Annotated in this window: 25 protein-coding genes, 1 tRNA gene, 2 pseudogenes and 1 riboswitch; of the genes and pseudogenes, 11 read left to right on the top strand and 17 right to left on the bottom strand. The window is 71.8% G+C overall.

The window, feature by feature from the left end:
- Together selA and AB0H64_RS27565 are read right to left on the bottom strand one after the other, a co-directional pair.
- Positions 1–1,039, bottom strand: a 1,039-nt coding sequence (gene selA, locus AB0H64_RS27560) for an L-seryl-tRNA(Sec) selenium transferase (RefSeq protein ID WP_357630002.1), incomplete at its 3' end; no start/stop codon positions are given.
- A 13-nt stretch (positions 1,040–1,052) separates the two neighbouring features.
- Positions 1,053–1,146 (bottom strand) — tRNA-Sec (locus AB0H64_RS27565).
- A 126-nt stretch (positions 1,147–1,272) separates the two neighbouring features.
- Between AB0H64_RS27565 and selD the strand changes: the two genes are divergently transcribed.
- Entirely contained in the window at positions 1,273–2,361 is a 1,089-nt protein-coding gene (gene selD / locus AB0H64_RS27570; protein ID WP_357630004.1) for a selenide, water dikinase SelD, read from the top strand.
- 121 nt (positions 2,362–2,482) lie between these two features.
- On the opposite strand, the gene AB0H64_RS27575 is transcribed toward selD, so the two are convergent.
- Positions 2,483–2,875, bottom strand: coding sequence for a response regulator transcription factor (locus tag AB0H64_RS27575; RefSeq protein WP_357630006.1), 393 nt, complete (start codon positions 2,873–2,875; stop codon positions 2,483–2,485).
- Positions 2,876–3,376: 501 nt separating this feature from the next.
- Here AB0H64_RS27575 and AB0H64_RS27580 point away from each other — a divergent pair.
- On the top strand, positions 3,377–3,565 hold the full coding sequence (locus AB0H64_RS27580) for a hypothetical protein (RefSeq protein WP_357630009.1): 189 nt from the start codon (positions 3,377–3,379) through the stop codon (positions 3,563–3,565).
- 17 nt (positions 3,566–3,582) lie between these two features.
- The gene (locus AB0H64_RS27585; RefSeq protein WP_357630011.1) at positions 3,583–3,969 is read left to right on the top strand and encodes a hypothetical protein; all 387 of its coding nucleotides are present in this window, start codon (positions 3,583–3,585) and stop codon (positions 3,967–3,969) included.
- Positions 3,970–4,501: 532 nt separating this feature from the next.
- Here the strand turns inward: AB0H64_RS27585 and AB0H64_RS27590 are convergent.
- Complete coding sequence (locus tag AB0H64_RS27590; protein WP_357630014.1) at positions 4,502–4,873, bottom strand: nuclear transport factor 2 family protein; 372 nt, start codon at positions 4,871–4,873, stop codon at positions 4,502–4,504.
- A 747-nt stretch (positions 4,874–5,620) separates the two neighbouring features.
- Between AB0H64_RS27590 and AB0H64_RS27595 the strand changes: the two genes are divergently transcribed.
- Positions 5,621–6,562, top strand: coding sequence for a GNAT family N-acetyltransferase (locus AB0H64_RS27595; protein WP_357630017.1), 942 nt, complete (start codon positions 5,621–5,623; stop codon positions 6,560–6,562).
- Here the strand turns inward: AB0H64_RS27595 and AB0H64_RS27600 are convergent.
- The 3 genes and pseudogenes from AB0H64_RS27600 to AB0H64_RS27610 form a co-directional block, all read right to left on the bottom strand.
- Positions 6,479–7,864, bottom strand: a complete 1,386-nt coding sequence (locus AB0H64_RS27600) for a WD40 repeat domain-containing protein (RefSeq protein WP_357630019.1) — start codon at positions 7,862–7,864, stop codon at positions 6,479–6,481. The genes AB0H64_RS27595 and AB0H64_RS27600 overlap by 84 nt on opposite strands.
- A gap of 280 nt (positions 7,865–8,144) precedes the next feature.
- On the bottom strand, positions 8,145–8,423 hold the full coding sequence (locus AB0H64_RS27605) for a Tn3 family transposase (protein ID WP_357630358.1): 279 nt from the start codon (positions 8,421–8,423) through the stop codon (positions 8,145–8,147).
- Positions 8,341–8,631, bottom strand: a pseudogene (locus tag AB0H64_RS27610) (Tn3 family transposase); the annotation flags it as partial. The gene AB0H64_RS27605 and the pseudogene AB0H64_RS27610, both read right to left, overlap by 83 nt.
- 114 nt (positions 8,632–8,745) lie before the next feature.
- Here AB0H64_RS27610 and AB0H64_RS27615 point away from each other — a divergent pair.
- On the top strand, positions 8,746–9,282 hold the full coding sequence (locus tag AB0H64_RS27615) for a 2'-5' RNA ligase family protein (RefSeq protein WP_357630022.1): 537 nt from the start codon (positions 8,746–8,748) through the stop codon (positions 9,280–9,282).
- Between the two features lie 207 nt (positions 9,283–9,489).
- Here the strand turns inward: AB0H64_RS27615 and nrfD are convergent, their stop codons facing one another.
- From nrfD to fdh, 3 genes are read right to left on the bottom strand one after another with little or no spacing between them, the layout of a single operon-like run.
- Positions 9,490–10,410: an NrfD/PsrC family molybdoenzyme membrane anchor subunit gene (gene nrfD / locus AB0H64_RS27620; protein ID WP_357630025.1), complete on the bottom strand. Its 921-nt coding sequence runs from the start codon at positions 10,408–10,410 to the stop codon at positions 9,490–9,492.
- Positions 10,411–10,448: 38 nt separating this feature from the next.
- Positions 10,449–11,291 (bottom strand): 4Fe-4S dicluster domain-containing protein, encoded by an 843-nt coding sequence (locus AB0H64_RS27625; protein ID WP_357630027.1) that lies wholly within the window; start codon positions 11,289–11,291, stop codon positions 10,449–10,451.
- Positions 11,284–14,475: a formate dehydrogenase gene (fdh, locus tag AB0H64_RS27630; protein WP_357630030.1), complete on the bottom strand. Its 3,192-nt coding sequence runs from the start codon at positions 14,473–14,475 to the stop codon at positions 11,284–11,286. Before fdh ends, AB0H64_RS27625 begins: the two co-directional genes overlap by 8 nt.
- 89 nt (positions 14,476–14,564) lie before the next feature.
- Positions 14,565–14,632, top strand: a riboswitch (guanidine-III (ykkC-III) riboswitch).
- A 16-nt stretch (positions 14,633–14,648) separates the two neighbouring features.
- Here fdh and AB0H64_RS27635 point away from each other — a divergent pair.
- Together AB0H64_RS27635 and pstS are read left to right on the top strand one after the other, a co-directional pair.
- Positions 14,649–14,909, top strand: a complete 261-nt coding sequence (locus AB0H64_RS27635; protein ID WP_357630032.1) for an SMR family transporter — start codon at positions 14,649–14,651, stop codon at positions 14,907–14,909.
- A gap of 80 nt (positions 14,910–14,989) precedes the next feature.
- Positions 14,990–16,033, top strand: coding sequence for a phosphate ABC transporter substrate-binding protein PstS (gene pstS, locus AB0H64_RS27640; protein ID WP_357630361.1), 1,044 nt, complete (start codon positions 14,990–14,992; stop codon positions 16,031–16,033).
- Positions 16,034–16,060: 27 nt separating this feature from the next.
- Here pstS and AB0H64_RS27645 read toward each other — a convergent pair whose 3' ends face one another.
- Together AB0H64_RS27645 and AB0H64_RS27650 are read right to left on the bottom strand one after the other, a co-directional pair.
- Positions 16,061–17,827: an HAD hydrolase family protein gene (locus tag AB0H64_RS27645; RefSeq protein ID WP_357630035.1), complete on the bottom strand. Its 1,767-nt coding sequence runs from the start codon at positions 17,825–17,827 to the stop codon at positions 16,061–16,063.
- A 72-nt stretch (positions 17,828–17,899) separates the two neighbouring features.
- Positions 17,900–18,097, bottom strand: a complete 198-nt coding sequence (locus AB0H64_RS27650) for a hypothetical protein (RefSeq protein ID WP_357630373.1) — start codon at positions 18,095–18,097, stop codon at positions 17,900–17,902.
- Here AB0H64_RS27650 and AB0H64_RS27655 point away from each other — a divergent pair.
- Positions 18,030–18,301: pseudogene (locus AB0H64_RS27655) on the top strand (hypothetical protein); the annotation flags it as partial. The gene AB0H64_RS27650 and the pseudogene AB0H64_RS27655 overlap by 68 nt on opposite strands.
- Before the next feature lie 45 nt (positions 18,302–18,346).
- Here AB0H64_RS27655 and AB0H64_RS27660 read toward each other — a convergent pair.
- Entirely contained in the window at positions 18,347–18,508 is a 162-nt protein-coding gene (locus AB0H64_RS27660) for a helix-turn-helix domain-containing protein (protein ID WP_357630037.1), read from the bottom strand.
- A gap of 20 nt (positions 18,509–18,528) precedes the next feature.
- Entirely contained in the window at positions 18,529–18,738 is a 210-nt protein-coding gene (locus tag AB0H64_RS27665) for a hypothetical protein (protein WP_357630039.1), read from the bottom strand.
- Between the two features lie 95 nt (positions 18,739–18,833).
- On the opposite strand from AB0H64_RS27665, the gene AB0H64_RS27670 reads away from it, so the two are divergent.
- From AB0H64_RS27670 to AB0H64_RS27680, 3 genes are all read left to right on the top strand, one after another.
- Positions 18,834–19,055, top strand: coding sequence for an alpha/beta hydrolase (locus AB0H64_RS27670; RefSeq protein ID WP_357630042.1), 222 nt, complete (start codon positions 18,834–18,836; stop codon positions 19,053–19,055).
- Positions 19,056–19,117: 62 nt separating this feature from the next.
- Positions 19,118–20,506, top strand: coding sequence for a selenium-binding protein SBP56-related protein (locus AB0H64_RS27675; protein ID WP_357630043.1), 1,389 nt, complete (start codon positions 19,118–19,120; stop codon positions 20,504–20,506).
- A gap of 10 nt (positions 20,507–20,516) precedes the next feature.
- The gene (locus AB0H64_RS27680) at positions 20,517–21,137 is read left to right on the top strand and encodes a hypothetical protein (protein ID WP_357630045.1); all 621 of its coding nucleotides are present in this window, start codon (positions 20,517–20,519) and stop codon (positions 21,135–21,137) included.
- Between the two features lie 27 nt (positions 21,138–21,164).
- Here the strand turns inward: AB0H64_RS27680 and larB are convergent, their stop codons facing one another.
- The 3 genes from larB to AB0H64_RS27695 are packed head-to-tail and all read right to left on the bottom strand — an operon-like array spanning position 21,165 to position 23,348.
- Complete coding sequence (larB, locus tag AB0H64_RS27685) at positions 21,165–21,893, bottom strand: nickel pincer cofactor biosynthesis protein LarB (RefSeq protein ID WP_357630048.1); 729 nt, start codon at positions 21,891–21,893, stop codon at positions 21,165–21,167.
- Positions 21,886–22,746: an ATP-dependent sacrificial sulfur transferase LarE gene (larE, locus tag AB0H64_RS27690; protein ID WP_357630051.1), complete on the bottom strand. Its 861-nt coding sequence runs from the start codon at positions 22,744–22,746 to the stop codon at positions 21,886–21,888. The genes larB and larE overlap by 8 nt, the downstream gene beginning before the upstream one ends.
- 35 nt (positions 22,747–22,781) lie before the next feature.
- The gene (locus AB0H64_RS27695; protein WP_357630054.1) at positions 22,782–23,348 is read right to left on the bottom strand and encodes a helix-turn-helix domain-containing protein; all 567 of its coding nucleotides are present in this window, start codon (positions 23,346–23,348) and stop codon (positions 22,782–22,784) included.
- Positions 23,349–23,452: the final 104 nt, after the last annotated feature.

Below are 23,452 nucleotides of genomic sequence, written 5' to 3' on the forward strand. Positions count from 1 at the left end.
GGCCGGCCAGGGCCGCGGCGCGCTCCGCCAGCGCGGCGGGATCGGCGTGCAGCGCCCGCCGGACCGGCGGGACGGGGCCGCGCAGCGTCGCCTCCAGCGCGGCGAGCGTCAGCTTGTCGACCCGCAGCGCGCGGGCGAGAGGATGCCGCCGGCAGCGTTCGACCAGGTCGTGGCGGCCGAGGAGGAGACCCGCCTGCGGCCCGCCGAGCAGCTTGTCGCCGCTGGCCGTCACCAGGTCCGCGCCCGCCTTCAGCATGCCGGTGGCGTCGGGCTCGGTGGGCAGCAGGGGCTCGCGGGCGAGCAGCCCGGAGCCGATGTCCACGACGACAGGCACGCCGAGCCCGGCCAGCTCGGGAACCTGGGCGGAGCCGGTGAAGCCCTCGATCCGGAAGTTCGACGGGTGGACCTTGAGCACGAAACCCGTCTCCGGCCCGACGGCGTCCGCGTAGTCGCGGGCGGAGGTGCGGTTGGTGGTGCCGACCTCGCGCAGCCGCGCCCCGGTGGAGACGAGCAGGTCGGGGATGCGGAACCCGTCGCCGATCTCCACCAGCTCGCCCCTGCTGATCACGATCTCGCGGCCGGCGGCCAGCGCGGTGGCCGCGAGGACGAGCGCGGCGGCGTTGTTGTTGACGACGTGGACGTCCTCGGCGGCGGGGACGGCGCGGGCCAGCGCGTCGAGCGTGCTCCGGCCGCGCCGCGCCCGGGCTCCCGAGACCAGGTCGAACTCCACGTCGGCGTGGCCCGCCGCGGCGGCCATCGCCTCGACGGCGGCGGCCGACAGCGGCGCCCGGCCGAGGTTGGTGTGGACGAGCACGCCCGTCGCGTTGAGGACGGGGCGCAGGCCCGCGGCCCGCGCCGGGAGGGCGGTCACCGCCGCGTCGGCCACCTCCTCGGGGCCGATCTCGCCGCGCCGCGCCCGCTCCTGTGCCCGCGTCACGGCCTCCTTGACGACCGCCCGGCCCAGCCGGCCGGCGGCCTCGACCAGCCGCGGGTCGGCGAGCACGGCGTCGGTCCGCGGCACACGCCTTCGCAGGTCCACGTTCCGAACATAAGCGGAGGCGGACGGGAATCGAACCCGCCAGGCCGAGGACCTCGGCCTCGTCGGTTTTGAAGACCGCGGGGGCCACCAGGCGCCCAGACGCCTCCAAGGGAGAACCTACCCGCGGGCGGGTACGGGTCGAGGCGGCACACACCGACACGGACAGACCTGTGCGAGGCCAGCGTGAGCGACATGGGTGACCTGGGCGACATGAGCGACGTAAGCGACGCGACATGACCGGCATCAGCGGCACCAGCGACTTGAACGGCGTGAGCGACTCGAACGGCTTGAGCGCCGGCACGGCGTCCACGGACGGGCCGGAGCGGGGCGCGGTCCGGCTGACCGGGTACGCGCACGGCGGCGGCTGCGCCTGCAAGATCCCGCCCGGCGAGCTGGAGACCATCGTCGCCGCCCTCGCCGGCACGCCCGCGCCCGTGTCACCGGCCGGTGAGCTGATCGTCGGGCTGGACGACGGCGACGACGCGGCCGTGGTGCGCCTGGACGGCGGCCGGGCGGTGGTGGTGACGGCCGACTTCTTCACGCCCGTGGTGGACGACCCGTACGACTGGGGGCGGGTGGCGGCGGCCAACGCCCTGTCCGACGTGTACGCGGTGGGCGGGGAGCCGCTGGTCGCGGTGAACCTGCTGGGCTGGCCCCGCGAGCGGCTGCCCCTGGACCTGGCGGAGCAGGTGCTGCGCGGCGGCCTGGACGTGGCGCGCGCGGCGGGGTGCCACGTCTCGGGCGGACACAGCGTGGACGATCCGGAGCCGAAGTACGGCATGGCGGTCACGGGCCTGGCCGACCCTGCGCGGCTGCTGCGCATCGGCGCCGGCCGGGCCGGCCTGCCGATCTCGCTGACCAAGCCGCTCGGCGTCGGGGTGCTGAACACGCGGCACAAGGCGACGGGTGAGGTGTTCGAGCAGGCGGTCGCCGCGATGACCACGCTGAACCGCGACGCGTCCCGGGCCGCCCTGGCCGCCGGGGTGGAGTGCGCCACGGACGTGACCGGGTTCGGCCTGCTCGGCCACCTCTACAAGCTCGCCAGGGCCAGCCGGGTGACGGCGGTGGTGGACGTGGCGGCGGTGCCGTACCTCGAAGGGGCCCGGGAGGCGCTGCGCGACGGGTACGTGAGCGGCGGCACGCGCCGCAATCTCGACTGGGTGCGGCCCCGGCTGGAGCCAGGCGGCCACGGTGAGGACGAGCTGCTGCTGCTCGCCGACGCCCAGACCTCGGGCGGGCTCCTGATCGCCGGCGAGATCCCCGGCGCACCGGTCATCGGCGAACTCGTCCCCTTCGAGGGCCCGCACCTGCGCCTGCGCTGAGCGCCCTCCGCGGTGGCGCTGCGGGTCCCGCCACCTCCTGGCCGACCACCCCGGCACTCCGGCGAGGTGCCGGGACCGGACCGCTGCACCAAGGCTCCGCCGATCGGGCCGCCTGACGGCCTCACGCACTCCGCGATGATTCCGGAGGACACCTCACAACTCCCTCCGGGAACGCGCGGGTGACCGCGTCCATGCGATTGGAGACCTGCAGCCGCCGGTAGGCGTTCTCCAGGTGCTTGCGCACGGTTCCTTCGGACACGCCCAGCCGGCGGGCGATCTGCAGGTTGGTGTGTCCCGCGGCGAGCAGGTGCAGCAGTTGCCACTGCCGGGGGGTGAGCCGGGGAGCGGGATGCCGGCGCCGTTCGGCATCGAGGTATGCCTCGTGCAGGTGCGGCCGCAGCAACGTGAGCAGCGCGCGGTCGCGCTCGGAGAAATCCGGGCCAGGCCCGCGGAACAGGAATATCCGCAAGGTCCGGCCGAGGCCGCCGGTCCCGCTGTGGTCTACGGGACTCAACCCGTGAGATCGGCCTGGCCCGCCTGTCCGGAGACAAGAGACTGGAAGGGCGACTGCGGTTCGGCAGCTCCTCGAGAAGGTCCTGCCCCTCTCGATGCGGATCGCACCCCGCACACAGCCGTTCTGCTCTCACTGGCGGCACGTCTGCCGACCATCGACCGCGAAGTCATCCGCAAGCTCCACGATGCCGACCGGCTACCGCAGGAGTCTCCGTACAGGATGAACAACTCGCAGCTGGAATGCTCTACGCCATCATCAAAATCTTCCGCTGGCCGAACGATCCAACGCTGCCCGCAGACCTCCCTCCACGTGACGAACCGCCGGAGTGACGGTGATCACTACCGTGACTTGCCATCGGCCCGCTTCCCCGCGCCAACAGCAGCCCACCCTTGACCGGCCAGAGCAACCGCTCCAGCCTCTCCGCAGATCCCCTGGCACCACAGCGGCCGCCCGCGCGGCCGCTCCTGGCGAGCCCGCCCACACCGCGGCTACCCTGGAACCATGAACACCGCCCCCATGACAGCCCACCCCCACGGCGACGAGGAGCCGCAGGAGCTCAGCGGCGAGCAGCGGGCCAGCATGAAGGCCCGCCTGCGCGAGATGTTCGGCGGCGAACCGCCCGCCGAGATGCTCAACCTCGCCGCCCAGCGTGAGCGGCAGTTCGAGGACGCCCGAGCCGCCGCCCAGTGATCGCCACCGTAGGCCGCGTGCTCGACACGTCGGCCCTGACCGACTTCGCGACGCAGCGGACCCGGTATATGGAAGCGGTTGTGTGGATGCACGACGCCTACGTCGGCTCGCTCGTCATCCCCGCCCCCGCGCTGACCGCCGCCTACGCCGCCATCCCCGACCGCGCCCGCCCCGTCCTGGACGTCCTCGTCGGCCTCGAAACAACCGTCGTCGTCCCCATCGACCAGGGCAACGCCGCCGCCATCGCAGACACACTGCACGCCGCCGGCATCTCGGCGCCCGAAGCGGTCACCGCGGCGAGCGTCGTGGACGCCGCACTCCGCCGCCGCGTCCCCATCGTCACCGGCCAGCCCTTCCCGCTCCGCTCGATCAGCGGCGACGTGGAGCTCGACCTCATCCCCTGAGGGTCACCGTGACCGCCAGCCAGTAGAGGTGACTTCCTGCGGGCGCCGCTGTGCGGCACGACCTCATCGGCCTTGTGGCGATTCCAAGGGGCGCGTCCCCGGGCAGACGGACGCAAGCGGCCACGAAGCGTAGCCTCGCGCTGTTGACGATCAGTACCGCTGTCCGGGGAGGACACGTGATCCAGTGGAAGCCGGTCGCGGAAGCGCCGTGAAGATTCTCATCCGGCGGTGGTATCCCACAGCACAGGGCATGGACGGGAGCGGTGACGATGGCGGCGTCGACAGCTGGCTGCAGACCGAGCACGGGCCCGTCATCTTCGAGGTCAAGTCGTTCACCACGCGCCTCACCCCCTCGCGGAAACGGCAGTCCCCAGCACGCGCCCGGGCCCGGGCCAGCGACACCGCACGCTGGCGCGCTTCCTCCTCGACGCGCTCCGCCTCCTGGGCCTGCACCTGCTTGCCAACTCGTTGGTCGAGCAGACCAGACGGACCTCGGTGCCGACAGCACCCGCTGCGGAAATAAAGCGACGTCTTACTGGGTCGGGTCCATGTCCATGAACTGGTAGTCGCTCTGGATGAGGCCGTCCGGGCCAAGGACGATGAACTCTGTGCCGACGGCCGCGACATCACCGCCGCTGGCAGGCACCATGTGCCAGGTGAGACGCACAGAGTTGTGGTTCACCTGGTAGTTGTGGATCGTGAAAGCGAATCCTTTCTCGACGAAGTCCTCGTACGCCTCATGAATGGCCTCGTGGATCCGGCTGTGGCCACGGTACTCATTGGTCACGTTGGCGTAGTAGCCATCGCTCGCCCAGAGCCCGCTGACGGCCTGCTGACGGCGGGCGGCGTCCACCTCGTTCCACACCGCGGTGTACCGGTCCATGATTTCGGCGATATTGGTCAAGGCACGTTCCCTTTCCTCAATGAAACTGGGTCGGGCACTCGGCGCACCATCCGCATCGTCGGATGGTGTCGGCCGCGAGCATCCTGATGCTCACAGCCGGCATCACGGCTGTCGATTACTTGGGAGGTAATCCATACGCACACACCGGGAGCCGATTCCCGGACGAGCACCCACAGCTCGCCCGGCACCAGCTGCTTAACCAGCGTAAACACCTAGCTCAGAGGCATCGGAGCGTTACGCCGAGCCCACTAGGCCTACTAACGAGACTATCTGCGCCGGATCGCCGACCGCGGCCTGCTGAAGATCGACGAGCCGAGAGCGCCGCCGCTCACCTCACCCTGCTGGCCGTCACCGACGTCAACCAGCAAAAGGTTCTACGGCGCCGTCACACTGCCCCAGGACAAGATCACTAAGCTCGTCATCAGGGGTGTGCGGACCTTCCTTCGCAGCTACGCTCCACCACCCCATAGCGCACCAGATGAGGGACGCCCTGAGACTCACCGCTGCCTGATCAGGGTGGCGTCTTCGGAGCGGTGTAAATAGCTTGACGAGGTAGGTGCCGTGAGGGGATCTTAGGCAGCCTCGGTACCGAGTGCCAAGCCGGCTCGTCGGTCGGGCGGAGCTGGGTCGGCGGGTGGAGCAGCGCCCGGCGGAGGTCTTGCGGGATGCTCGCTGCGCAGGCCCCGGCGAAGAGAAACGGCATCATGCGCATTTGGTTCACTAACGAAACCTGTGGAGTCCTACGTCGTGACCTCTGACCTGATCTTCCGTCCCATTACCGGACCAGAGGAGATTGACCTCTTCAACGCACTGCCCGGCCCCTACAACGACAGCCTCACGGAAGATCTCCGGAACGGACACTGCAAAGCCGACTGGATGTGGACGGCCCTGCGGGACGGCCGGCCGGTGGCACGGGTCGGCTGGTGGTCTCGCAGCGGCACTAGACCGGAAGTCCTGGAAACCCTCGACATCGATGACACCTGCGACGACCCGTTTCGCATCGACATCGGCGAGCATCTTCTGCGCACGGCCCTGGCCGAGCTCTTCCCGGCGGGTACCCGTCCACCTCAGTACGTCCTCCAACCCGTCCCGGCGGGCTGGAGAGACGATGCCAAGACCGGCCGCCGGATCAGGGACCGGATCGAGGTGGTGCGGCGCAACGGCGGCAGGGTGTTCGTCGAGAGGCTCCGCTACCGCTGGACGTCCCATACACCGTTGCCCGCACCCCGAGGCGGACTCAGTTTCCGTCCGGTCAGGAACGACGAAGAAGCGATCGCACTCTTGACCGGCATCCTTCCAGGCACACTCGATGCCTACAGCCGAGCCGACATCGCCCGCTCCTCCATCCAGGAGTACGCCCGTGTGCAGTATCACGACGAGCTGCTGAGCTATCCCAGTCCGCGCGAATGGTGGCGGGTCGGCGTCCGCCCGAACGGCGAACCAGTAGGGATGGTCGTTCCGGCGCAAAGCCCCAACGGCTTCGTGATCGCTTACGTCGGGGTCACCGAGGGCCATCGTGGTCAGGGCTTCGTCAATGACCTGCTCGGTGAAGGGACCCGCCTGCTCGCCGCCCAGGGTGCCCAACGCATCACCGCGGACACCGACCTAGGGAACGAGCCGATGGCCCAGGCCTTCGAGCGTGCCGGATACGACAACTTCGCCGGGCGCATCGATATGTGCTGGGACTGAAACGGCCCCCACCTCTCGCAGATGTGTGCAGATCCACTGACGCTGACGGGGCGGCATCATTGCAGCCGCGCTCACGACCACGCCAGATGACCCTGGCCCGCGCCTCTTTCCTACACTGTCCCGGCCCGTGGAGTGCTCAGGCTTTCTCGTACGTCGAAGGACAGCCGAGGGAACCTTTCGGCGAGACGCATGTGAACGGAAAGTCACGGCAAGCCGTTCATCCGCGCTGCTAACGAGACTTTTCGTTCGGATGCTCGTCATACCCCCATCACCCCTCAAGCCCCTTGCGACCCGTTGGTGAGCAGAGATGTCCCATTCGGTGAGTTCTGAGAGCGCTGGCCATACCTCCACGGCCGCGAAGGCGCCGGGGAAGGAGTACACCAGTCGGCCGTCCGGGGTGAAGGTCATGGTGCTCACCGGTATCCACCCCGGCCCCGGTTCCGGTCCCATCACTGCGAGCGGTTGCCCGCCTGGGTCCAGGAGGTATACGCGTCCGCCGTAGTCGACGGCCACGGTCCCGTCCGCCGGATTCAGCGCCGCCACGCAGGTGTGCACCATGTCCTTTCCCAGGATCATGTGCATCCTGTCATGTTGGGGTATCGTCTCCCAGTTCGCCAGGGGATGCCGGCCGTCGAGGCCGCCCACGCACAGTTGACCGTCGGCCGCCAGCACGCGACCGCGTACCGAGTCCGCCAGGACGGTCCGGATCCAGACCCCGTTGTCACTCGCGGGCGAGCTCAAGGCTGGAAATCGGGAGTCGGCGTCCCGCAGCGTCCGGATCGGTACGCCTGTCCGCAGGTTCCAGAGCACGATCGAACGATCCCAGCTCATCGTGATCACATGGCGCTCGTCGTGGGTTACCGCGACCCACATCACCTCTTCCGTGCCCGGCAGCGTGAATCTGCAGGATCCCTGGCGCAAATCCCAGACCCGCGTACCGTCCCGGGCCGCCGTTACCACGATTCGACCCACTGCCGACACCGCCAGGATCGGGTGGCTGTGCCCGGGCAACTCCATGGTTACCGTCCAGCTCGCCACGTCCCAGATTCGGATGCCGTACTCGCCGAAGGCGTGCATGCTCGTGGCCATCAGCCGACCATCTGGGGTCACCGAAAGCGCGGAGACCCCCAGCGAGCCCGACTCCACTCGGACGACTTCACTGGTGGACAGCGAGACGGTGAACAACTGGCCGTAGGCGTCGACGACCACGCAGGTGTCCCCGTCAGGGAGGATCGCTCGTGCCTCAGGGATGTACGCCTGCTTGATCCTTATCTTGCGAATCGGTGTCAGAACTTCGATCAATGGCTTGCTCCAGGGTCGGTGACAACGCGCCGACCGCTGCGACCCGGACCTCGAAGCGATCTGGCGATCAAGTCCCGCTACCTCGGTCGTGTTGACAAACACCTACAGGTGCCTCGGCTTCGCTGGCGACGCCTCAAGTTCGGCGGCAGGAGGCAGGCCGGCACCACGCCCGGGCTCTACCTATGCATGCCCTATGACACTGTCGCTATATCTCATCGACATCACCGCCCCGACTACCACGCGGCCGTCGCTCAGACCAGCGAACAAACGTTGCTGCTTCTCACGGCCACAACCACTTGCGCGAGTCCGACGCGCACGCCGTGCCCGGCCCCCACAGCGAGACGTTGCGCACCTCCAGCGTCTTGTTGACCACCGTGCGGATCGCGGCGCGCAGGTTGTCGCGGTTGACGAACAGCCGGCGGGTGCGGCGCAGCGCGGCCTCGGTGTCGGCCTCCATTCCCCTCGATCGCCGCGGTGCCGTCGGCGACCCGTTTGATCCCCATGTTCGTGCCGAGCCCGAAGGTGCACAGCAGCAGCCGGCGGCGCAGCACCTTCGCATCCGTCACCGTGCGCGAGGCCATCGAGGTGAACTCGCCGGTGAACTTCGTGGCGTGGTCGACGTTCTTGATCAGGTCCCGCAGCAGGTGCCAGTGGACCGTCTCCCCGGTGATGGCGAGCACGGCCGAGTCCGGCTTCCCCTCGGGGTCGCGGCCGGCGGGGTCCTTGCCGGCCATGAGGCGGGCGATCCGGTCGAGGCAGCCCTTCATGGTGCGGCGGGATTCGGCACTGTCGAGGCTGTCGAGGTAGGCCCAGTACGGGTTCTGCCGCTCGGCCTTCTCCAGAGCGGCTTGCGAGTTCTCTTGCGCACTTGGCACATCCTCGTGGAGGGCCAGCGGACCCTCCACGACTTCGCGGCCAAGGTACAGCCCGAGCTGGAGGCGACCGGTGCGTTGGGTCCGATCCCCATCGAGTGGCTGCACATGACGGTGCAGGGAGTGGGCTTCACCGATGAGGTGAGCCGGGAGGACCTGTCCGCCATCAGCGAGGCTGTGAGCCGCCGCTTGGTCGGCATCGGCCCCCTCTCGGTCACCTTGGGGCCTCTCGTGGCAGATGCCGAGGGTGTGAATCTGCCCGTCCGGTTCTCTGAAGCAGTGGACGCAGTACGCCGAGCCATCCGCGCGGGTATCGGCGACATCTGGGGAGCAGAGCGAGTGCCCGAAACCGCTGACGGATTCCGCCCCCATGTGAGCCTGGCCTACTCTCACATCAGTGGCGCACCGCTGGCGCCCATCCGTGAAGTGCTGGCCCGCCATGCCATGATCATCCCGGTCACACTGACTCGGGTCACCCTGATCGACATCAATCGCGACGAGCGCGTCTACCGGTGGCAGGTTCTTGACGCTCCTTCACTGAGCTGATCCGCCCCGCCTCCTGCCAGGACGTCTGCACCATGTCGAGCCAGGGGTCCTCGCCCTTACCGCGCGGTACCTGGCCCACACCCGGGGGTGCAGGGGGCCGGAGGACCCCTGCCTGGGGGTGCGGGGGGCTCGGCCCCCGCTGGACGCTGCCCGAACCCCTTCGCGCGTAGCGCGCCCCTCGTGAGGACCATGCCTGTCGGCCCCCGGCTAGGAGGCGGCGTCGAGGCGCTCCCGTTGGGGGACCACCGTGTACTTCGGGTCGGCGGCCGAGGTGCGGCCGGCCTCCAGGATGCCGAAGCGGGTGCACAGGGAGCCGGCCGTGAGGGCGAGGCCGGACAGGGCCGTGAGGGTGCGGCTGCGGCCGGCGACCGTCGCGAGCAGTCCTCCTCCGGCCGTCAGCATCCGGGCGGTGCGCAGGAGGCGGCCCGCCCGGCCCAGCCGGTACGGCTCGCCGACGAGGCCCAGCCGGCGCTGCATGACCTCGCCCGCGACCGTCTCGACGGCCGCCCCGAGGGCCGCCACCGCGCGGGCGGGCCCGGCCTGGGGCCTGGGCGTGGCCAGCATGGCGACTCCCCCGGCGGCGGCCATCGCGCTGCCCGCGAACAGGAACGGCAGCTCCCGGTACGCCTCGTGCCAGGCGGGCACGGCGGTGTCGGCGACCAGGACGGCGGTGTAGGTGGCGGTCAGCGGGCCGGTCAGCGCGGTGGCCAGGAGCGCGGCGTCCCCGGCGGCCGGCAGGACGCCGGTCAGGTCGGAGGTGGCCGCGGCGGCCGACAGCCCGCCCTGGGCGGCCAGGATCCAGGAGCCGACGCTCATCGGCGAGGTGGGCTTGAAGACGCGCAGCATGTTGAGGAACCGCTCGGGTCTGCCCAGCTCGGCGGCGAGGAGGGCGGCGCCGATGCTCGCGCCCGCGGCGGCGGCCAGGCGGGCGGTGCGGGCGAGGCGGACGTTGCCGGTCAGCCGGGCCATGACGGCCACCGACGACGACACGCCTGACATACCACCCAGATAGAGATATGTCGGCATGTGGGGTTCGTGCCAGACGGGCGCCTTGATCACCGGGCGGCCGTAGTACGACCGGAACTCGGCCTCCGGCACGACGGCCTTCTCCCCGCCTCCACCCTTCACTGTGCTGCCCTCACCGGACATCGCACCCGGAGAACCCTTCACCGGGCACCCCGCCCGGGAACGGCCCGGCGCGACCCCAGGAAGGCGAACGCCACCGTGCCCGCCACCGACAGGGCCGCCGCCCCGGCCCAGCGCCACATCGCCGGCAGGTCGCGCGTGGTGACCACCGGGTCCGGCGGCAGGCCGTACACCTCGGGCTCGTCCAGCAGCAGGAAGAACGCCCCCGCTCCCCCCACCCCGTCGGACGGGCTCTCGCCGTACAGGCGGGCCTCCTCGTGGCCGTCGGCGCGCAGCCGCGTCACCCGCTCCTCCGCGCGCTCCCGCAACTCGTCCAGGGGCCCGAACTGGATGGAGTCGGTGGGGCACGCCTTGGCGCAGGCCGGTTCGAGGCCGCCGCGCTGCCGGTCGTAGCACATCGTGCACTTCCAGGCGCGCCCGTCGTCCTCCCGCCGGTCGATCACCCCGTACGGGCAGGCCGGCACGCAGTAGCCGCAGCCGTTGCAGATGTCGGCCTGCACCACCACCGTGTCGAACTCGGTGCGGAACAGCGCCCCCGTCGGGCAGACGTCCAGGCAGGCGGCGTGCGTGCAGTGCTTGCACACGTCGGAGGACATGAGCCACCGCTCCACCCCGTCGTCGCCGTCGCCGGCCTGGTCACCGTCTCCGGTCTGGTCGCCGTGGACGGCCACCGGGCGCGACTGCTCGATGAACGCCACGTGCCGCCAGGTGCTCGCGCCCAGCATGCCGGTGTTGTCGTAGGAGGTGGCCTCGAAGACGAACCCGTCGTCGGGCAGCTGGTTCCACTCCTTGCAGGCCACCTCGCACGCCTTGCACCCGATGCAGACGCTGGTGTCGGTGAAGAACCCCATCCGCTCAGCCATGGCGGTACGTCTCCAGCAGGTCGAGCGCCGCCCGGCCCCTCGGCCGCCGGCCCGGCCGTACGTCGCAGGTCATCGCCTTGCCCTCCTGGATGTAGACGTTCGGGTCGAGCACCAGCGGCGTCAGGTCGTTGACGACGTCGCCGGTGACCAGGCCGCCGCCGCCCCACCCCCAGTGGTACGGCAGCCCGATCTGGTGGATCACCCTGCCCTCGACGCGCAGCGGCCGCATGCGCCCGGTGACCAGCACCCTGGCCTCCAGGACGGCCCGGCTGGTCACGATCGTGGCCCAGTCGCCGTCGGCCAGCCGCAGGCGGGCCGCGAGCCGCGGGTCGATCTCGCAGAACAGCTCGGGCTGCAGCTCGGCGAGGTAGGCCAGCGGCCGGCTCATGCCGCCCGCCGTGTGGTGCTCGGTCAGCCGGTACGTGGTCAGCACGTAGGGAAAGGCCGGCCCCGGCGCGTTGTACGGGCTCTCCGGGCGGTCGTAGGTGCGGCGGGCGGGGTTGGCCCACTGGCCGTACAGGGGATTGGCGACCGGCGACTCGTGCGGCTCGTAGTGGGCGGGCAGCGGCCCGTCGGCGAGCCCGGCCGGCACGTACAGCCAGCCCTTGCCGTCGGACTGCATGATGAACGGGTCGGTGCCGGCGAGCGCGGCCTCGGCCCGCGCGCCCTCCGGCGGCACGTAGCCGGGCGGCTTGCCGATCTCGCAGTCGGGCACGTCGTGGCCGGTCCACTCGCCACGCTCGGCGTCCCACCACACGTACGCCTTGCGCTCGCTCCAGGGGCGGCCGTCGGGGTCGGCTGAGGCCCGGTTGTAGAGGATGCGCCGGTTGGCCGGCCACGCCCAGCCCCATTCGGGCGCCACGACGCTCTGCTCGCGGCCGGGGCGGCGTCGGGCGGCCTGGTTGACCTCGTCGGCGTAGACGCCGCAGTAGATCCAGCACCCGCAGGCCGTGGACCCGTCGGGCCTGAGCTCGGTGGACGAGGACAGGGCCCGTCCGTCGGGGCCGACCCCGTTGATCTCGCGGAGCACGGCCTCGGCCGAGGGGTCCCCGTGCTCGCCGTGCTCGGGGTAGTCCCAGGTCAGCTCGCGTACCGGGCGGTCGGTCTCGTCGCCGGTCATCCGCTGCCTGACGAGCCGGCCGAGGTGGTAGTAGAACCACAGGTCGCTGCGGCAGTCGCCGGGCGGGTCGAGCGCCTTCTCGCGCCACTGGAGCAGCCGCTGGGTGTTGGTGAAGGTGCCCTCCTTCTCCACGTGGCTGGCGGCGGGCAGGAAGAACACCTCGGTGCCGATGTCCTCGGTACGCAGCTCGCCGGTCTCCAGCTCCGGGCCGTCCCGCCAGAACGTGGCGGTCTCCACCAGGGTCAGGTCGCGTACCACGAGCCAGTCGAGGTTGGCCAGGCCGAGGCGCTGCGCCCGGCCGCCGGAGGAGCCGACGGCGGGATTCTCCCCGATCACGAAGTAGCCCTTGACGGTGCCGTCGATCTGGCCCATCACCGTGGTGTAGTGGCCGTGGTCGCCGGTCAGGCGGGGCAGGTGGCCGAAGCAGTAGTCGTTGGCCTCGGTGGCCGCCTCGCCCCACCACGCCTTGAGCAGGCTCACCAGGTACGAGCGCCGGTTGCCCCAGAAGCCGGTCTCGCCGCCCTCGCGCTCCAGGTAGTGGTTCAGGTCGTCGTGCCGGTGGGCGTCGGGCATGGCGAGGTAGCCGGGCAGGAGGTTGAACAGCGTCGGGATGTCGGTGGAGCCCTGGATGCTGGCGTGGCCGCGCAGGGCCATGATGCCGCCGCCGGGCCGGCCCATGTTGCCGAGGAGGAGCTGCAGGATCGAGGCGGTGCGGATGTACTGCGCGCCGACGGTGTGCTGGGTCCAGCCGACCGAGTAGACCCAGGCGGTGGTGCGCTCCCGGCCGGAGTTGGCGGTGACGGCCTCGGCCAGCTCGGCGAAGCCGTCCCGGGAGATGCCGCACAGCCGCTCGACCAGCTCCGGGGTGTAGCGGGCGAAGTGCCGCCTGAGGATCTGGTAGACGCAGCGCGGGTGCGTCAGCGTCGGGTCGGTGCTGGGGCTGGGGTGCGCGCCGGCGCCGCCCGCGCCGTAGGTGTCGGGCCCGGCCGCGGCGGCGTGCCGCGGGCCGCCCTCCGCCTCCTCGGCCGCCGGTTGCGCGCCCGTGGACTCGCCCGTGGTGGACTCATACGCCCAGCTTCTCGGGTCGTACGTGGCGCTCCCCGGGTCCCAGCCGGAGAACAGGCCGTCGAGGTCCTCGGTGTCGCGGAAGTCCTCCGACACGATCGTGGCGGCGTTGGTGTAGGCCAGCACGTACTCCCGGAAGTCGAGCCCGTTCTCCAGCACGTGGTTGATCAGCGCGCCGAGCAGGACGATGTCACTGCCCGCGCGGATCGGCAGGTGCCGGTCGGCCACCGCGCTGGTGCGGGTGAAGCGCGGATCCACGTGGAAGACCTTGGCGCCCCGCTGCTTGGCCTCCATCACCCACTGGAAGCCCACGGGGTGGCATTCGGCCATGTTGGAGCCCTGGATGACGATGCAGTCCGCCCTGGCCAGATCCTGCTGGAAGGTGGTCGCGCCGCCGCGCCCGAAGCTGGTCCCCAGACCGGGGACGGTGGAGGAGTGTCAAATACGGGCCTGGTTCTCCACCTGGATGGCGCCGAGGGCGGTGTAGAGCTTCTTCATCAGGTAGTTCTCTTCGTCGTCGAGCGTCGCCCCGCCCAGGCCGGCGATGCCCATCGTGCGGCGCACGACCCTGCCCTCGTGGGTCTCCTGCCACGTCTCCCGCCGCGTGCGCACCACCCGGTCGGCGATCATCTCCATCGCAGTCGCGAGGTCGAGCCGTTCCCATTCCGTGCCGTACGGCCTGCGGTGGAGCACCTGCGTCTGGCGGCCCGGATGGGTCACGAGCTGCTTGCTGGCCGAGCCCTTCGGACACAGCCGCCCGCGCGAGATCGGCGAGTCGGGGTCGCCCTCGATCTGGGTGACCCGGCCGTCCTTGACGTAGACGAGCTGGCCGCAGCCGACCGCGCAGTACGGGCAGACGGAGCGGGCCACCTTGTCGGCCTCCTCGGTGCGGGGCCGGAGCGCGTCGGTACGGGCCGAGCGCGCGGCGGCGCCTCGTCCGTCCTCGCCCCTGAGCTGCCGGACCACCGGCCAGCGGGCGAACCACCCACTACCTGGCACGAGCGGGGTCCTGCCCGGTTTCGCCGGATCTATTCCTGGCGTCCCGTCGTCGGTGAGGGAATGCGACCGGGTGACCGGCCGTTGCCCTGGACGTGGGTCCGTTCCGGGGCCCGCCCGGACGAGACGCGCCGTACCCGGCCTGACAAGACGACGCTCCCACGAGAGGAGCCGTCATGGCCTGGTTCATGATCGTCGCTGCCGGCCTGTTCGAGGTCGCCATGGCCTACTCGCTGAAGCTCAGCGACGGGTTCTCGTCGCTCCCGCCGAGCATCTGCTTCGGCGTCTTCGCGGTCGCCAGCTTCGGCCTGCTCGCGTTCGCCCTGAAGAGCCTGGAGGTCGGCACGGCCTACGCGGTGTGGACGGGCATCGGCCGACCTGTCCGCCCTCCGGCAGCGCCACCCGAGCCGGAAGTCATCCAGGTCTTGACCACTTGATGGGCTTTCCTTCTGATCGACCTGCACGGGGGTTCACCCTTCGGTCATGAGGCCTTCATAACCTCGCATATGTGCCCAAGATGACCGCGATGCTCCTGTCCCTGCTGCTCACCGCCGCCGGGCTGACGGTTCACGTGGTGTGGAGCCCGCCCGCGAGGACGGCGACCGCCTCGGACCGTACGGACACGATCGTCGCGTCGGGCTCGACGGCGCAGCTCACGGCGATGAACGCCTGGCGGGCGGACTTCGAGGCGATCCATCCCGGCACGAGGATCGACTACCGGGCCGACGGCTCCGGCGCCGGCGTGCGCGACTTCATCCGGGGCGCCACCGCGTTCGCGGGCTCGGACCGCGTGATGAACCCCCGGGAGCAGGCGGAGGCCGACGGGCGGTGCCGCGGCCGGGCGCTGCACCTGCCGATGGTGGTGGGGCCGATCGCGGTGGCCTACAACCTGCCGTCCGTCCCGGGCCTGAGGCTGTCGCCCGGCACCCTCGCCGGGGTGTTCGGCGGGCGGATCACCACCTGGGACGACCCGTCGATCGCCGCGGAGAACCCCGGCGCGGACCTCCCCCAGGGCGACATCGAGGTCCTCCACCGCTCCGACGACTCGGGCACGAGCCACGGCTTCGCCGCCTACCTGGCCGCGGGCGGCTCCCCGTCGCACCGGTCATGGGAAACGTGGCCGGTGGCGGGACGCGGGGTCCAGGGCTCCGACGGCATGGCCACGGCCATCCGGGACGCCTGGGGGTCGATCGGGTACGTGGAGTACGGGTTCGCGGGCCGCGCGGGGCTGGCCACGGCGAAGGTCCGCAACGGCGCGGGCGAGTTCGTCGCGCTGTCGCCCGAGGGCGCGACCCGGGGGCTGGAGGACGCCCGGATCGCCGACGGAGTCGGCGGCCTGGAGATGACACTCGACTACACGGGCAGGAGGCGGGGGGCGTACCCGATCGTCCTGGTCACCTACGAGATCGTCTGCGCGCGGGGGACGGCGCCGCTCACCCGGAGCTTCCTGCGGTACGCGGCGGGCAACGCGGGCCAGTCGTACCTGTCGCTGCTCGGCTACGCCCCGATGCCGCAGGAGGTCATCGCCCGGGTACGGGCCCGCCTGCTCGCCATGGCCTGAACGACCGGAGACAACGGGCAGGCCGTCTCAGGTGTCGTCGTGGTCGGGGTCGTAGTCGGTGGGCTCGGCGGGCAGCGTGTAGCGGTCGGCGATGAGGCCGGCGATCCGCCGCCGCCCGGACTCCGCATCCTCACGGCAGTCCCGCTCCGCCGCCGCGACCTCCTCCGCCAGATCCGCGTCGCCCAGGCTCTCGCGGATCCAGGTGGAGTAGTCGCCCCGCCGCAGGTGGTGCAGCCACGTCTCGTCGTCCACGCCCTCGGCCAGCTCGACGAACGTGTGCAGGTTGCGCGCCCGCAGCCGCAGCCGTCCCTCGGCGCCGGTGAAGTAGAAGCTCTTGTCCTTGGACATCGTGCCGGCCGCGTACTTGCGCCGGTGCCGCGTCCGCTCCACCTCGCCGGGCGCCGGTGTGACGCGCCGCGCCGCTTCCGTGCCGACCCGCCACAGCGCGACGTCGCCGTCCCGCGGCGACCCCGCGCGCGGCGGGTCGTACCCGGCGGCGGTGGCGAAGGCCGCCAGCGTGGCCGTGGGGTCCCGGCCCACGGCCAGGACGGAGGTCATGAGCCGCAGGGCGGCCGGGCTCACCGCGTCGGGATGAACGGTGATCATCAGTAGCGAGCCGACGTCCCCGGCCGCGTGCAGCGGCACGTGCCTCAGCTCGGCGGGCATCACGTGGTGGACCTCGTCGACCACCACCCAGTGCGGGTGCCCGAGCCCGGCCCTCAGGGAGGCGAGACGGGGCAGCAGCTCGGCGAAGTACGCGGGCCGGTCCCGCAGCCGCAGCCCGATCAGGTTGACCACGACGCTCTGGTCCGGCAGCCGCAGCGCGTGCAGGACCTCCTCGACGGCGGGCACCCGCTCCGGGTCGCCGAGGACGATCACGCCGGGGTAGTCGGCGTAGTCGCCCTCCGGGTCGACGATCACGCACTGGTAGCCGGCGCCGACCAGCCGCTCCAGCAGCGCCGTGGTCACCGTGGACTTCCCGCTCCCGGACGGGCCGGCCACCATCATCCCCACCCCGTACGGGGGCAGCCGCACCTCACCGCCGCCACCGCCGCCTCCACCGTCACCGTCACCGCCACCGCCATCGTCGCCGAGGAGGATGTGCCTGCGGGGCACCTCCACGGCGTCCAGCTCGCCCGAGAGCATCAGCCCGGCCAGCTCCGTCACCCCGGCGCCGGCCTCGCCCGCCAGGCGCACGTCGCAGGTGTCCTTGAGCGAGGGCAGGGCGTTGGCGACGGCGGCCCCGCACTCGGCGGCGGTGAGGAAGGCGTGGTCGTTCTCCGCGTCGCCGACCGCGACGACGCTGCGCGGCGACAGCTCCAGGCGCTCGACGGCGGCGGCCAGGCCGCTCGCCTTGTTCACTCCAGGGGGCAGCACCATGACCGCGCCCTTGTTGTAGATCACCTGTAGCTCCAGGCCCAGGTCACGGATCGCGGCGAGGACCTGGACGTCGTACGGGGTCCTCGTGGCGACCAGCACCCGTCCGACGCCGAGCGGGCTGACCCCCTCGGCGCGCAGCCGCTCGGCGAGGTCGGGCGGCGGCGCGTCGGCCAGCGGTTCGGCGTGCCGCTGCGCGGGGTCGTACAGCAGGCCGCCGTTCTCGGCGACCACGAGGTCGAACACGCCGGCGTGCGGGAAGACCGCCAGCAGGTCCTCCAGCTCGCGCCCGGTCACCATGAGCAGCTTGACCCCGGCCCGGGAGAGCCGCTCCAGCACCTCGACCGTCTCCGGCTCGACCCGGCCGTTCCTGGCGAGGGTCCCGTCGTAGTCGCAGGCCAGTGCGTGATAGCGCATGCCCGCCCCCTACCCCGCCTGACCGGGACATCCGGACCGCCGGGTGAACATCCGGCCTCCGGTCGCGCCGTCTCAGGGACAGGCGGCCCTGAGCCCGTCGAGCAGGACGATCGTGAGCGGGTCGCCAGGCCGGGCGCCGGGACGGCAGATCGCCACGTCGAGCAGGTCGAGCACCTCCTGCGGGGTGATGCCGCGGCACACGCTGCCCTCCTCCCAGGCCTGCCGGACGAGGCCGCCCAGCAGCGCGTCGGCCTCCCGGAGCAACCGCACCTACCTGCGCTGACGCCGGATCGAAGCGGTCGTCCCGGAGAAGGCCGATCAGGCGGCCAACCGCAAGAAGCGCAGCTGCCGCGGCCGCCGGCCGGTCACGCATGATCCCTATCTCTACAAGCAGCGCAACACGGCCGAACGCTGCATCAACCGGATGAAGGAGTGGCGTGGCGTGGGCTGGCCTTCCGGTTCGACAAGACGCCGCACAGGCACTGGTGCTGATCGGAGCTTCGCCGTCGGCGCCACTGGTCAGGACGCTTGTCGGAGCCGGTATCGGTAGCGCGATGGCGCCTCTCCTACCTCTCGTTTGAAGGCAGTGCTGAAGACGCTTTCCGATGTGTAGCCACGTTGCACGGCGAGGGCCCCGATCCGGACGTCGTCGTCGCTCAGCGCCCGCTGGGCCAGCAGCATCCGCCAGGAGTTGAGGTAGGTCAGAGGGGGACACCGGCCACGGAGCGGAACCGCACGGCGAACGACGTCCGCGACATCGCCGCCGCACGGGCCAGTTCCGCCAACCCCCAGGGCCGGCCCGGTTCGCGGTGCATGAGGGTCAGCGCGGGACGCAGCCGGTCGTCGGTCAGCGCCCGCAGCCACCCCGGCGGCAGTTCGGCCTGGCCCAGGTAAGCCCGAAGCACCTCCAAGATCAGCAGCTGGGCGTATCGGCGTGCGGCAAAGGCAGCGCCCATCCGCTCGGCCGTCACCTCCTCGACCAGGCGGTCGACGCACGCCCGTCGAGGTGGATCCGGCGTGTATCGCGGTGCCGTGCCTGGCTGTGTCCGGCGCGCACGACCTGCCGGACTTCCGCGAGATCGGCGCCCGGCTTCCCGAGCGGCTGCGACAGGCCCGCCACGTCGAGCTGGCCTGGGCCGGTCACCTGCCCAGTCTCGAACGGCCCACCGAGGTGCCGGAGTTCCTGCGGGTCACGGCTCCATCCGCGCGGGCCAATATTTCCTCCTGAGCCGGCACAGGTCGGGGAAGCTTGTCTGTTGACCGGGTAGGTAATGCATGAAGTATGGGGTCATGGCACTCTGGACTCCGGACCCCACGTTCTACCCCTCGCCGCGCGACGCCGCCGCCGCGCCTCCCGAGCGGCTGGCCTACGTGGCCGCGTTCGACCGCCGGGCTGCCCGGCCCGACGCGATCGCCGTCGTCGACACCGACCCGTCCTCGCCCGGCTACGGTCAGGTGACCGGCTGGACCGATCTGCCCAACACGGGCGACGAGCTGCACCACTTCGGCTGGAACGCCTGCAGCAGCGCCCTGTGCCCCTACGCCCCGCACCCCCACGTCGAGCGCCGCTACCTGGTCGTGCCGGGGCTGCGTTCCTCCCGCATCCACATCCTCGACACCAAGGACCGGATCAGCCCGGAGATCGTCAAGGTGATCGAGCCCGAGGAGCTGGCCCGGCGCGCCGGGTACTCGCGGCCGCACACCGTCCACTGCGGCCCCGAGGGCCTCTACGTCTCGGCGCTCGGCGGCGCGAACGGCGAGGAAGGGCCGGGCGGGATCGCGATCCTCGACCACCAGTCGTTCGAGGTGCTCGGCCGCTGGGAGATGGACCGGGGCCCGCAGTACCTGTCCTACGACTTCTGGTGGCACATCAACCACGACGTGCTCGTCACCTCGGAGTGGGGCACGCCGTCCATGATCGAGGACGGGGTGGTGGGCGAGCTGCTCCTCGGCCGCAAGTACGGGCACCGCCTGCACTTCTGGGACCTGCGCAAGCGCCGCCACCTCCAGGAGGTGGACCTGGGCGACCAGTACCAGATGACGCTGGAGCTGCGCCCGGCGCACGACCCGACCAGGACGTACGGCTTCGCCTGCGTCGTCGTCAGCGTCGAGGACCTGTCGGCCTCGGTGTGGACGTGGTTCCAGGAGGGCGGCCGCTGGCAGGCGCGCAAGGTGATCGACATCCCGGCCGAGCCCGCCGGCGAGCAGGACCTGCCGGACGTGCTCAAGCCGTTCGGCGCGGTGCCGCCGCTGGTCACCGACATCGACCTGTCGGTGGACGACCAGCGCCTGTACGTCTCCTGCTGGGGCACCGGGGAGCTCAAGCAGTACGACGTGAGCGACCCGTTCAAGCCCGTCGAGCTGGGCTCGCTGCGGATCGGCGGCATCGTCCGGCGCGAGTCGCACCCGGCCGCCGACGGCCCGCTGAGCGGCGGCCCCCAGATGGTCGAGGTCAGCAGGGACGGCAGGCGCGTCTACCTGACCAACTCCCTGTACGGCGCCTGGGACGACCAGTTCTACCCCGACGGCGTCGGCGCCTGGCTGGCCAGGATCGACACCGATTCGTTCACCTTCGATGAGCGGTTCCTGCCGCACGGCGACGCCTTCCGCGGCCTGCGCCCGCACCAGGTGCGGCTGCAGGGCGGCGACGCCTCGTCCGACTCCTACTGCTACCCCTGACCGGCCGCCCATGACCGTCGCCGCCGCTCTGCTGCTGGGCGCCTTCCACGGCCTGAACCCGGCCATGGGCTGGCTGTTCGCGGTGGCCCGCGGCCTGCAGGAGCGCAGCAGGGACATGCTGCTGGCCTCGCTGCCGGCGATCGCCGCCGGTCACCTGGCCTCCGTCGCGCTGGTCGCGGTCGTGGTCGGCGTGACCGGCTCGCTCACGACCGCCACCGTGCTGTCGGTCGCCGGCGGTGTGACGCTGGTCGCCTTCGGCCTGTGGCGGCTGCTGTCGAAGCGGCACTTCCGCTGGGTGGGGATGCGGCTGTCCCTGCCGCAGCTCGCCGCCTGGTCGTTCCTCATGTCGTCGGCGCACGGCGCCGGCCTGATGCTGGTCCCCGTCTTCGCCGGTCTGGCCGCCGAGGGGGGCGGCCCGGCCGGGGGCGGTCACGCGGGCCACGCCGTCGCCGGCGGCCTGGGCGTGGCGCTGTGGCACACGCTCGGGATGTTCACGGTCGCCGGCGTGGTGGCGGTGCTCGTCTACGAGGTGGCCGGGCTGGCCGTCCTGCGCCGCGCGTGGTTCAACGTGGACCGCATGTGGGCCGCCGCGCTGGTCGCCGCCGGCATCGTCACCCTGCTGCGCGCCTGAGCGCCCGAGGATCGTCGCGGCGCTCGTTCACGGCGGGGCGGCGATCTGGGCGGCCAGGTGGCCGGCGCCGTAGCCGTTGTCGATGTTCACGACCGCGACGCCGGGCGCGCACGCGTTGAGCATGGCCAGCAGGGGCGCCAGCCCGCCGAACGCCGCCCCGTACCCGACCGACGTCGGCACGGCCACCACCGGCGCGGAGATCAGCCCGGCCACCACACTCGGCAGCGCCCCGTCCATGCCCGCCGCCACGACCACGACGCGGGCGGAGCGCAGCAGGTCGAGCAGGCCGAGCACGCGGTGCAGCCCGGCCACGCCCACGTCCACGACCAGCTCACAGGGCCGGCCCAGGTAGCGGGCGGTCAGCTCGGCCTCGCGCGCCACCGGCAGGTCGGAGGTGCCCGCGGCCAGCACGACCACCTGCCCGCCGAAGGGCGGCGGGGGTTCGGGCGGCCACACGAGCAGCCGGGAGTCCGGATCGTGGCGGGCGTCGGGCAGCTCGGCCAGCACGGCCCGCGCGTGCTCGGGCTCGGCCCGCGTGAACAGCGTCGCCCCTCCCGCCGCCCCGGCCGCCGCCGCCCCGGCCGCGACGGCCGGCGGGAGCGCCGTCCGGGTGCGTTCGCTCAGCTCGGCGGCGATCGCGCGGACCTGCTCCGGGGTCTTTCCCGCGCAGTACACCGCCTCCGGGTAGCCCCGGCGGGCCGCCCTGTCGTGGTCCAGCCGGGCGAACGACTCCGGCGCGCTCCAGCCGTCAGCCACGCCGCGCCCCCGCGTCCGGCCCCTGCACCAGAGGCAGGGTGAAGGCGCCCGACTGGATGCCGGCCAGATCGACGGCCACCATGCGGAACCCGGCCTCCCGCACCGCCGACAGCGCCGGCTCGCGCAGGTCGCCCGCGAGCCGCGCGATCTCGGCGACGGGCACCTCGATCCTGGCGACCTCGCCGTGGTGGCGCACCCGGCAGTCCGTGAAGCCCAGCTCCCGCAGCGCCGCCTCGGCCCGCTCCACCTGGGCCAGCTTCTCGGGCGTGACCTCGGAGAAGTGCGGGATGCGGGAGGCCAGGCAGGGAGCGGCCGGCTTGGCGGCGCTCGGCAGGCCGAGGGCGGCGGCGATGCGGCGGACCTCCGCCTTGTCCACGCCCGCGTCGGCCAGCGGCCGCAGCACCTGGTGCCGGGCGGCGGCCCGGCTGCCGGGCCGGTCGGGGCGGCGGACGTCGTCGGCGTTCTCCCCGTAGGCCACGGCGGTGATGCCGTGCGCGGCGGCGACCTCGTCGGAGATGCGGACGAACAGCTCGTTCTTGCAGTGGAAGCAGCGGTCCGGGCCGTTGGCGCGGTACGCGGGCAGGTCGCCCTCGTGGGTGGCGACCTCGACCACCCGCGCGCCGACGTACGCGGCGACCTCGTGGGCCACCGCCCGCTCGGCGGCGGCGAGGCTCGGCGAGACGCCCAGCACCGCGATCACCCGGTCCGCCCCCAGCTCCCGTACGGCGAGCGCCAGCAGCACGGAGGAGTCCACGCCCCCGGAGAAGGCGACGCCGAGCCGCCCGGAGGCGTGCAGCAGCGCGCCGACACGGTCGGCGGCCTCGGCCGCTGGGCCGGTGAGTGAGGGGAGCATGCCGGGTGCCTCCGGTTCGTGGATCGGTCGCGTGCTCAAGGCCGGTCCGGGGGGTAGATGCCGTGGCGGAGCATCCGCCACACCCGCTCGGCCGCCTGCCGCCGGGCCGGCGCGGGGGTCCTGCGCAGCACCCCGGCGAGCATCCCGACGGCCATGACCAGGTCCTCGGTCGTCAGGTCCGCCCGGACCGCGCCGGCGCGGCGGGCCCGGCCGAGCACGTCGTCCAGCAGGTCGGCCACCCGGCCACGCACCGCGATCATGCGGGGGTCGGCCGGCGACACGCTCACCATGTCGATGAACGCCGTGGAGGCGATGGTGTGCTCGGTCATCAGGGCCAGCACGTCGTCGAGGGTGGCGCCCGGCTCGGCGGCCAGGGCCTCCAGCTCGCTCACGCCGTCCTCGAAGACGGCCAGCGCGAGGCTGACACGGTCGGGGAAGTGCCGGTACAGGCTGCCCTGGCCGACCCCGGCGGCCCGCGCGATCGCGCTGAGCGGGGCGTCGTACCCGGAGCCGGCGAAGACGTGGCTGGCCGCCGCGATGAGCGCGGCCCGGTTCTCCGCCGCGGCACTCGGTCCCCTGTTGGGTCGACGCGTATCCGACATGGAGCCTAGAGTAGCAACCGGACAATATTGTCCGGTTGCTCGGCCGCCCCGCTCGACACATGCCCGGGGTGGGGCTACGGTGACAACCGGACAACATTGTCCGG

It is taken from the genome of Nonomuraea sp. NPDC050733 (assembly GCF_040654215.1).
Classification (GTDB): domain Bacteria; phylum Actinomycetota; class Actinomycetes; order Streptosporangiales; family Streptosporangiaceae; genus Nonomuraea.

What these genes read in the sequence shown, in the direction of transcription:
- AB0H64_RS27605 (WP_357630358.1), bottom strand. Translation starts at nt 8,423, where the DNA reads ATGCGAAGGTGCTGCGCCGCCGGCTGCTGCTGTGCACCTTCGGGCTCG.
- selD (WP_357630004.1), top strand. Translation starts at nt 1,273, where the DNA reads ATGACCGGCATCAGCGGCACCAGCGACTTGAACGGCGTGAGCGACTCG.
- AB0H64_RS27625 (WP_357630027.1), bottom strand. Translation starts at nt 11,291, where the DNA reads ATGGCTGAGCGGATGGGGTTCTTCACCGACACCAGCGTCTGCATCGGG.
- pstS (WP_357630361.1), top strand. Translation starts at nt 14,990, where the DNA reads ATGACCGCGATGCTCCTGTCCCTGCTGCTCACCGCCGCCGGGCTGACG.
- AB0H64_RS27635 (WP_357630032.1), top strand. Translation starts at nt 14,649, where the DNA reads ATGGCCTGGTTCATGATCGTCGCTGCCGGCCTGTTCGAGGTCGCCATG.
- AB0H64_RS27680 (WP_357630045.1), top strand. Translation starts at nt 20,517, where the DNA reads ATGACCGTCGCCGCCGCTCTGCTGCTGGGCGCCTTCCACGGCCTGAAC.
- AB0H64_RS27675 (WP_357630043.1), top strand. Translation starts at nt 19,118, where the DNA reads ATGGCACTCTGGACTCCGGACCCCACGTTCTACCCCTCGCCGCGCGAC.
- AB0H64_RS27695 (WP_357630054.1), bottom strand. Translation starts at nt 23,348, where the DNA reads ATGTCGGATACGCGTCGACCCAACAGGGGACCGAGTGCCGCGGCGGAG.
- larE (WP_357630051.1), bottom strand. Translation starts at nt 22,746, where the DNA reads ATGCTCCCCTCACTCACCGGCCCAGCGGCCGAGGCCGCCGACCGTGTC.
- AB0H64_RS27660 (WP_357630037.1), bottom strand. Translation starts at nt 18,508, where the DNA reads ATGCTGCTGGCCCAGCGGGCGCTGAGCGACGACGACGTCCGGATCGGG.
- AB0H64_RS27645 (WP_357630035.1), bottom strand. Translation starts at nt 17,827, where the DNA reads ATGCGCTATCACGCACTGGCCTGCGACTACGACGGGACCCTCGCCAGG.
- AB0H64_RS27580 (WP_357630009.1), top strand. Translation starts at nt 3,377, where the DNA reads ATGAACACCGCCCCCATGACAGCCCACCCCCACGGCGACGAGGAGCCG.